The organism is Vibrio sp. 1069 (genome assembly GCF_033340555.1).
In genome coordinates this window covers 1-7,905 of record NZ_JAWOWP010000038.1, presented here as the reverse complement: position 1 = coordinate 7,905, position 7,905 = coordinate 1, and the positions used below count along the sequence as shown (strand labels likewise).

Below are 7,905 nucleotides of genomic sequence, written 5' to 3'. Positions count from 1 at the left end.
AACTGTCACGCCCCCCCCGTTAACTGTCACGCCCCCCCCGTTAACTGTCACGCCCCCCCCCGTTAACTGTCACGCCCCCCCCCGTTAACTGTCACGCCCCCAAACCTGCAAACCCAGCAGGGGCGGGGGCTGGCGGGGTGCTGAAAAAATCCATCCATGATTATCTAAGAATAATCCACTAGGCGCGGTTAACAGCGCCCTAGTGGGGCGCTGTTTGCCCTTGCCCAAAATGCCCGGCCAGAGGCCGGATAACTGATCTATCCGCTGCGCTAGGCTACACACCGCCCCCACCGCTCCGCGGTAGGGAAAAGGCGGGCCAAGGCCCGCAAACCCAAACCCCATGCACAGACGCCACAGGAAGCCGCAGACGCCTTTAGCCGCTTTAGCGGCCTTTACCCCTGCCCGCAGGGCGGGGGCGCGTGTGAAGCCCCGCAGGGGCCATGCTGGCCACCTTGCGCTTGGCTATCTCCGCCTTGATGGTCGCGCCCGCCTCTCGCATCTCTTGCTGCAGGGCTTCGATCTCGGCAGGTGTCAGCCGGTAGAAGCTCACCCTTGCCCCTCTTGCGGCTCCGGCTGGCCATGCTCCTGTGGCTGCTATTCCTGCTTGGGTGGCAGTCCGAACAGCGCCCGGTCATGGTCGCGCTCTAGGTAGCTGTCCAGCCCATCGAGCAAGCGCTGTTCTGGCCACTCGCCGCTTTCGACTTTGCCGAGTATCCACGCGCCTACCAGCACCTTGCGCCGGGTGTCCTCCTTGCGCTTTTGCTGCTGCTCCCGTGCCCTGACCCGCTGGATCTTGGCGTTGATCCGTGCCCGTTGCTCTTCCAGCTTGGCGAGCCGTTCCGCTGCTTTTGCCATGTTGACATTCCCCTTGGTTATGTGCTTGCCATCATGCTATCATCGGAGCACAGACACCGCAAACCCCGACCGTCATTCTAACGGGAGGGCGCACTTACCGGTTTCTCTTCGAGAAACTGCCCTGCGGGCACCCCTTTGGGGCTGTGCGCTCTCCGAGGGCCATTGCATGGAGCTAAACCCCTATGGCCATCTATCACCTTACGGCCAAGACCGGCAGCCGGAACGGCGGCCAGTCGGCCAAGGCGAAAGCCGATTACATCCAGCGGGAGGGCCGTTACTCCCGCGACCGTGACGAGGTGCTGCACACTCAGTCCGGCCACCTGCCCGAGTGGGCCGAGCGCCCCGCCGACTACTGGGATGCTGCCGACCTGTATGAACGCGCCAATGGGCGGCTGTTCAAAGAGGTTGAGTTTGCCCTGCCGGTCGAACTGACCCTAGATCAGCAGCGGGAGCTGGTGGACGAATTCGCCCGGCATCTGACCGAGGGCGAGCGCCTGCCGTATACGCTGGCCATTCATGCCGGTAAAGGTGAGAACCCCCATTGCCACTTGATGATCTCTGAGCGGAAGAACGACGGTATCGAGCGCCCGGCTGACCAGTGGTTCAAGCGGTACAACGCCAAACAGCCAGAGCGGGGCGGGGCGCAGAAGTCCGAGAGCCTGAAGCCCAAGGCATGGCTTGAGCAGACCCGCGAGGCATGGGCCGACCATGCCAACCGGGCATTAGAGCGGGCTGGTCACGACGCCCGCATTGACCATAGAACACTTGAGGCGCAGGGCATCGAGCGCCTGCCGGGCATCCATCTTGGCCCCAACGTGGTGGAGATGGAGGGCCGGGGCATCCGCACCGAGCGGGCCGACACCGCCCTAGCCATCGACACGGCCAACGGCCAGATCATCGACTTACAAGAATACCGGGAGGTTATCGAGCATGAGCGCGATAGACAGAGTGAAGAAGTCCAGAGGCATCAACGAGTTAGCGGAGCAGATCGAACCGCTGGCCCAGAGCATGGCGACACTGGCCGACGAGGCCCGGCAGGTCATGAGCCAGACTCAGCAGGCCAGCGAGGCGCAGGCAGCGGAGTGGCTGAAAGCCCAACGCCAGACAGGGGCGGCATGGGTGGAGCTGGCCAAGGAGTTGCGGGAGGTAGCCGCCGAGGTGAGCAGCGCCGCGCAGAGCGCCCGGAGCGCCGCCCGTGGCTGGACATGGAAGTTGTGGGCCGGGGTCTTGATCGCTTCCGTGACGCCTATTCTGGCGCTGCTGATCGCATCATGGCTTTGGCTGGAGCCGCAAATCATCGAACAACAGGGGGGTATATGGCTGGTTTTCAAGCTCAAGTAAAGGGTGACCGCACCGCGCAAGCCATCGCCCGGCAGCTCAAGGCCATGGGCTGCGACCGGTACGACATCGGCATACGGGATGCCGCCAGCGGCAAGATGATGAACCGGGAATGGTCAGCCGCCGAAGTGCTCCAGAACACGCCATGGCTCAAGCGGATGAATGCCCAGGGCAATGACGTGTATATCAGGCCCGCCGAGCAGGAGCGGCATGGTTTGGTGCTGGTGGACGATCTCAGTGAGTTCGACTTGGATGACATGAAAGCCGAGGGCCGGGAGCCGGCGCTGATCGTGGAGACCAGCCCCAAGAACTATCAGGCATGGGTAAAAGTGGCTCAGGACGCCCCAGCAGGTCACAGGGGCGTAATCGCCCGGAAGCTGGCCCGCGAGTACGACGCCGACCCGGCCAGCGCCGACAGCCGCCACTATGGTCGCTTGGCGGGCTTCACCAACCGCAAGGACAAGCACACCACCCGCACCGGTTATCAGCCGTGGGTGCTGCTGCGTGAATCCAAGGGCAAGACCGCCACCGCAGGGCCGGAGCTGATGCAGCAGGCCGGGCAGGTGCTGGACAGCATTAAGCGCCAACAGGAACGGACGGCACGACTGGCCGAGATCACCGCCCCGCGGAGTGTGCGCCGGTATCGCCGCAGCGCCGTGGACGACTACCGCAGCGAAATGGCCGGGTTGGTCAAACGCTTCGGTGACGACCTCAGCAAGTGCGACTTCATTGCGGCTATGAAGCTGGCCAGCAAGGGCCGGGAGCCGGACGAGATCGCCAAGGCCATGGCCGAGGCCAGCCCCGCGATCATGGAGCGCAAGGCAGGCCATGAGGCCGATTACATCAAGCGCACGGTACAGAAAGTGATGGAGCTGCCGCAGGTGCAGGAGGCCCGCGCCGAGCTGGCGAAGCAGACCCAGAAGCAGCGCAGTCGGGGGCCAGATTTAAGTATGTAATGCTTGCGTTAGCGCTAACTGGTGGTATACTGTTAGCTCTAATGGAGGGTTTGAGATGAAAGACCAACACGACAAGCGTACCGGCAACCTGCTGGCCACCCCTAACGCTATACGACAGGCCCGCTTTGCCGAACAGCAGCGAGCCATGGGCCGCAAGGCCGCGAGCACCCCCCCCATAACTCTTCGCCTCATGACCGAGCGCGACCTGCCGATGCTCCATGATTGGCTCAACCGGCCGCACATCGTTGAGTGGTGGGGTGGTGACGAAGAGCGACCGACTCTTGATGAAGTGCTGGAACACTACCTGCCCAGAGCGATGGCGGAAGAGTCCGTAACACCGTACATCGCAATGCTGGGCGAGGAACCGATCGGCTATGCTCAGTCGTACGTCGCGCTCGGAAGCGGTGATGGCTGGTGGGAAGATGAAACTGATCCAGGAGTGCGAGGAATAGACCAGTCTCTGGCTGACCCGACACAGTTGAACAAAGGCCTAGGAACAAGGCTTGTCCGCGCTCTCGTTGAACTACTGTTCTCGGACCCCACCGTGACGAAGATTCAGACCGACCCGACTCCGAACAACCATCGAGCCATACGCTGCTATGAGAAGGCAGGATTCGTGCGGGAGAAGATCATCACCACGCCTGACGGGCCGGCGGTTTACATGGTTCAAACACGACAAGCCTTCGAGAGAAAGCGCGGTGTTGCCTAACAACTCATTCAAGCCGACGCCGCTTCGCGGCGCGGCTTAATTCAGGTGTTAGCGGTAATTTAACCAGATAGGAGTACAGACATATGAAAATCGTAAAAAGGATATTATTAGTATTGTTAAGTTTATTTTTTACAATTGCGTATTCAAATGCTCAAACTGACAACTTAACTTTGAAAATTGAGAATGTTTTAAAGGCAAAAAATGCCAGAATAGGAGTAGCAATATTCAACAGCAATGAGAAGGATACTTTGAAGATTAATAACGACTTCCATTTCCCGATGCAAAGCGTTATGAAATTTCCGATTGCTTTAGCCGTTTTGTCTGAGATAGATAAAGGGAATCTTTCTTTTGAACAAAAAATAGAGATTACCCCTCAAGACCTTTTGCCTAAAATGTGGAGTCCGATTAAAGAGGAATTCCCTAATGGAACAACTTTGACGATTGAACAAATACTAAATTATACAGTATCAGAGAGCGACAATATTGGTTGTGATATTTTGCTAAAATTAATCGGAGGAACTGATTCTGTTCAAAAATTCTTGAATGCTAATCATTTCACTGATATTTCAATCAAAGCAAACGAAGAACAAATGCACAAGGATTGGAATACCCAATATCAAAATTGGGCAACCCCAACAGCGATGAACAAACTGTTAATAGATACTTATAATAATAAGAACCAATTACTTTCTAAAAAAAGTTATGATTTTATTTGGAAAATTATGAGAGAAACAACAACAGGAAGTAACCGATTAAAAGGACAATTACCAAAGAATACAATTGTTGCTCATAAAACAGGGACTTCCGGAATAAATAATGGAATTGCAGCAGCCACTAATGATGTTGGGGTAATTACTTTACCGAATGGACAATTAATTTTTATAAGCGTATTTGTTGCAGAGTCCAAAGAAACTTCGGAAATTAATGAAAAGATTATTTCAGACATTGCAAAAATAACGTGGGATTACTATTTGAATAAATAAAAAACTACCGCTAACACTGGCTCATAGGCAATGGCGGGTTGAAGTGCAATTTGCAAAGTCGGTAGCCCGCCCGAGCGTTTTCTCGGTTTGACAGGAAAGGCTCACGCAAACCGCCACTGCCCATAGCCCAAACCGTTAGGCCGCATGGACACAACGCAGGTCACATTGATACACAAAATTCTAGCTGCGGCAGATGAGCGAAATCTGCCGCTCTGGATCGGTGGGGGCTGGGCGATCGATGCACGGCTAGGGCGTGTAACACGCAAGCACGATGATATTGATCTGACGTTTCCCGGCGAGAGGCGCGGCGAGCTCGAGGCAATAGTTGAAATGCTCGGCGGGCGCGTCATGGAGGAGTTGGACTATGGATTCTTAGCGGAGATCGGGGATGAGTTACTTGACTGCGAACCTGCTTGGTGGGCAGACGAAGCGTATGAAATCGCGGAGGCTCCGCAGGGCTCGTGCCCAGAGGCGGCTGAGGGCGTCATCGCCGGGCGGCCAGTCCGTTGTAACAGCTGGGAGGCGATCATCTGGGATTACTTTTACTATGCCGATGAAGTACCACCAGTGGACTGGCCTACAAAGCACATAGAGTCCTACAGGCTCGCATGCACCTCACTCGGGGCGGAAAAGGTTGAGGTCTTGCGTGCCGCTTTCAGGTCGCGATATGCGGCCTAACAATTCGTCCAAGCCGACGCCGCTTCGCGGCGCGGCTTAACTCAGGTGTTACCGCAGCGAAATGGCCGGGCTGGTCAAGCGGTACGGTGACGACCTCAGCAAGTGCGACTTTATCGCGGCCATGAAGCTGGCCAGCAAGGGCCGGGAGCCGGACGAGATCGGCAAGGCCATGGCCGAGGCCAGCCCCGCCATCATGGAGCGCAAGACGGGCCATGAGGCCGATTACATCAAGCGTACGGTGCAGAAGGTGATGGAGCTGCCGCAGGTGCAGGAGGCCCGCGCCGAGCTGGCGAAGCAGGCCGAGAAACAGCAGTACCGAGGGCCGACATTAGGATAAAACACTTGCATTAGAGCTAATGCCTGTTATGGTGTTAGCTCTAATGCGGAGGAAATATGAAAGACCAACACGACAAGCGTACCGGCAACCTGCTGGCCACCCCCAACGCTATACGACAGGCCCGCTTTGCCGAGCAGCAGCGAGCCATGGGCCGCAAGGCCCGGAAGATATGGGCCACAGACGCAGAGGCCGAGGCGCTGCGGCTGTATCTGGAAGAACTCAGGGCGGCGCAGGGCGGGGGTAGTGACCCCGCCAGCGCCTAACCACCAACCGCCTACACAGGAGGCAAATCAATGGCTACCCATAAGCCTATCGACATTCTGGCGAGCTTCACAGAGCTACCGCCACCGATTGACTACGTACTGCCCAACATGGTGGCCGGCACCGTGGGGGCGCTGGTGTCCCCCGGTGGGGCCGGCAAGTCCATGCTGGCCCTGCAACTGGCCGCACAGATCGCAGGCGGCCCCGACCTGCTGGACGTGGGCGAGTTGCGCACCGGCCCGGTGATCTACCTGCCCGCCGAAGACCCGCCCACCGCCATACATCACCGCCTGCACGCATTGGGGGAACGCCTGACCGACGAGCAACGGCAAGCCGTGGCTGACGGTCTGCTAATCCAGCCGCTGATCGGCAGCCTACCCAACATCATGGCCCCGGAGTGGTTCGACGGCCTCAAGCGAGCCGCTGAGGGACGCCGCTTGATGGTGCTGGATACCTTGCGCCGGTTCCACATCGAGGAAGAGAACGCCAGCGGCCCCATGGCGCAAGTGATTGGCCGCATGGAGGCCATCGCCGCCGATACCGGGTGCTCTATCGTGTTCCTGCACCATGCCAGCAAGGGCGCGGCCATGATGGGCGCAGGCGACCAGCAGCAGGCCAGCCGGGGATCGTCCGTGCTGGTGGATAACATCCGCTGGCAATCGTACCTGTCCGGCATGACCACCGGTGAGGCCGAGGAATGGGGCGTAGACGACACGCAGCGGCCCTATTTCGTCCGCTTTGGAGTCAGCAAGGCCAACTATGGGGCACCGTTCAAAGACCGCTGGTTCAGGCGGCATGACGGCGGGGTACTCAAGCCCGCCGTGCTGGAAAAGCAGCACAAGAGCAAGGGGGTGCCTCGTGGCAAAGCCTAAGAACAAACACAGCCTCAGCCACGTCCGGCACGACCCGGCGCACTGTCTGGCCCCCGGCCTGTTCCGTGCCCTCAAGCGGGGCGAGCGCAAGCGCGGCAAGCTGGACGTGACGTATGACTACGGCGACGGCAAGCGGATCGAGTTCAGCGGCCCGGAGCCGCTGGGCGCTGATGATTTGCGCATCCTGCAGGGGCTGGTGGCCATGGCCGGGCCTAGTGGTCTGGTGCTAGAGCCAGAACCGGAGACCCCCGGCGGGCAGCAGCTCCGGCTGTTCCTGGAACCCAAATGGGAAGCCGTTACCGCTGACGCCATGGTGGTCAAGGGTAGCTATCGGGCGCTGGCTCGTGAAATAGGCTATGCCAATATCGAGGACTCAAAGCCCATCAGGGACTGCATTGAACGGCTTTGGAAGGTGTCCATCATCGCCCAGAATGGCCGCAAGCGGCAGGGCTTCCGGCTGCTTGCCGAGTACGCCAGCGACGAGGCAGACGGGCGCCTGTATGTGGCCCTGAACCCCTTGATCGCGCAGGCCGTCATGGGTGGCGGCCAGCATGTGCGCATCAGCATGGACGAGGTGCGGGCGCTGGACAGCGAAACCGCCCGCCTGCTGCACCAGCGGCTGTGTGGCTGGATCGACCCCGGCAAGACCGGCAAGGCGGCCATAGATACCCTGTGCGGCTACGTCTGGCCGTCAGAGGCCAGTGGGGCCGCCATGCGCAAGAGACGCCAGCGGGTGCGCGAGGCGCTGCCGGAGCTGATCGCGCTGGGCTGGACGGTGAACGAGTATGCGGCGGGTAAGTACGACATCGCACGGCCCAAGGCGGCAGGCTGACCCCTGCAATAACTGTCACGCCCCCCCCGTTAACTGTCACGCCCCCCCCGTTAACTGTCACGCCCCCCCCCGTTAACTGTCACG

10 protein-coding genes and 1 pseudogene are annotated in these 7,905 nt (G+C 59.1%); 10 read left to right on the top strand and 1 reads right to left on the bottom strand.

Going from position 1 to position 7,905, the window contains the following annotated elements:
- Positions 1-594 precede the first annotated feature (594 nt).
- Positions 595-855, bottom strand: coding sequence for a mobilization protein (locus R7040_RS24045; RefSeq protein WP_169573164.1), 261 nt, complete (start codon positions 853-855; stop codon positions 595-597).
- A gap of 182 nt (positions 856-1,037) precedes the next feature.
- Here R7040_RS24045 and R7040_RS24040 point away from each other — a divergent pair.
- From R7040_RS24040 to repC, 10 genes and pseudogenes are all read left to right on the top strand, one after another.
- A pseudogene (locus R7040_RS24040) lies at positions 1,038-1,679 on the top strand (MobA/MobL family protein); the annotation flags it as partial.
- Between the two features lie 106 nt (positions 1,680-1,785).
- Positions 1,786-2,196 carry an IncQ-type mobilization protein MobB gene (locus R7040_RS24035; protein WP_011117300.1) on the top strand — a complete coding sequence of 137 codons (411 nt, stop codon included), beginning with the start codon at positions 1,786-1,788 and terminating at the stop codon, positions 2,194-2,196.
- Positions 2,127-3,149 carry a DNA-primase RepB domain-containing protein gene (locus R7040_RS24030; RefSeq protein WP_318057402.1) on the top strand — a complete coding sequence of 341 codons (1,023 nt, stop codon included), beginning with the start codon at positions 2,127-2,129 and terminating at the stop codon, positions 3,147-3,149. Before R7040_RS24035 ends, R7040_RS24030 begins: the two co-directional genes overlap by 70 nt.
- A 145-nt stretch (positions 3,150-3,294) precedes the next feature.
- Complete coding sequence (locus tag R7040_RS24025) at positions 3,295-3,858, top strand: AacA4 family aminoglycoside N(6')-acetyltransferase (RefSeq protein ID WP_112928758.1); 564 nt, start codon at positions 3,295-3,297, stop codon at positions 3,856-3,858.
- Positions 3,859-3,941: 83 nt separating this feature from the next.
- A complete protein-coding gene (locus R7040_RS24020; protein ID WP_065825678.1) occupies positions 3,942-4,841 on the top strand; it encodes an extended-spectrum class A beta-lactamase VEB-18 in 900 nt (299 codons plus the stop codon).
- 144 nt (positions 4,842-4,985) lie between these two features.
- A complete protein-coding gene (aadB, locus tag R7040_RS24015; protein WP_000381802.1) occupies positions 4,986-5,519 on the top strand; it encodes an aminoglycoside nucleotidyltransferase ANT(2'')-Ia in 534 nt (177 codons plus the stop codon).
- Positions 5,520-5,580: 61 nt separating this feature from the next.
- Complete coding sequence (locus R7040_RS24010) at positions 5,581-5,856, top strand: hypothetical protein (RefSeq protein ID WP_223847821.1); 276 nt, start codon at positions 5,581-5,583, stop codon at positions 5,854-5,856.
- Between the two features lie 56 nt (positions 5,857-5,912).
- Positions 5,913-6,119, top strand: a complete 207-nt coding sequence (urfF, locus tag R7040_RS24005; protein WP_112928753.1) for a plasmid repression protein F — start codon at positions 5,913-5,915, stop codon at positions 6,117-6,119.
- 30 nt (positions 6,120-6,149) lie between these two features.
- Entirely contained in the window at positions 6,150-6,989 is an 840-nt protein-coding gene (locus tag R7040_RS24000) for a helicase RepA family protein (protein WP_169573183.1), read from the top strand.
- Complete coding sequence (repC, locus tag R7040_RS23995; RefSeq protein WP_112928757.1) at positions 6,976-7,821, top strand: replication protein C, IncQ-type; 846 nt, start codon at positions 6,976-6,978, stop codon at positions 7,819-7,821. Before R7040_RS24000 ends, repC begins: the two co-directional genes overlap by 14 nt.
- The last annotated feature ends 84 nt before the right edge of the window (positions 7,822-7,905 follow it).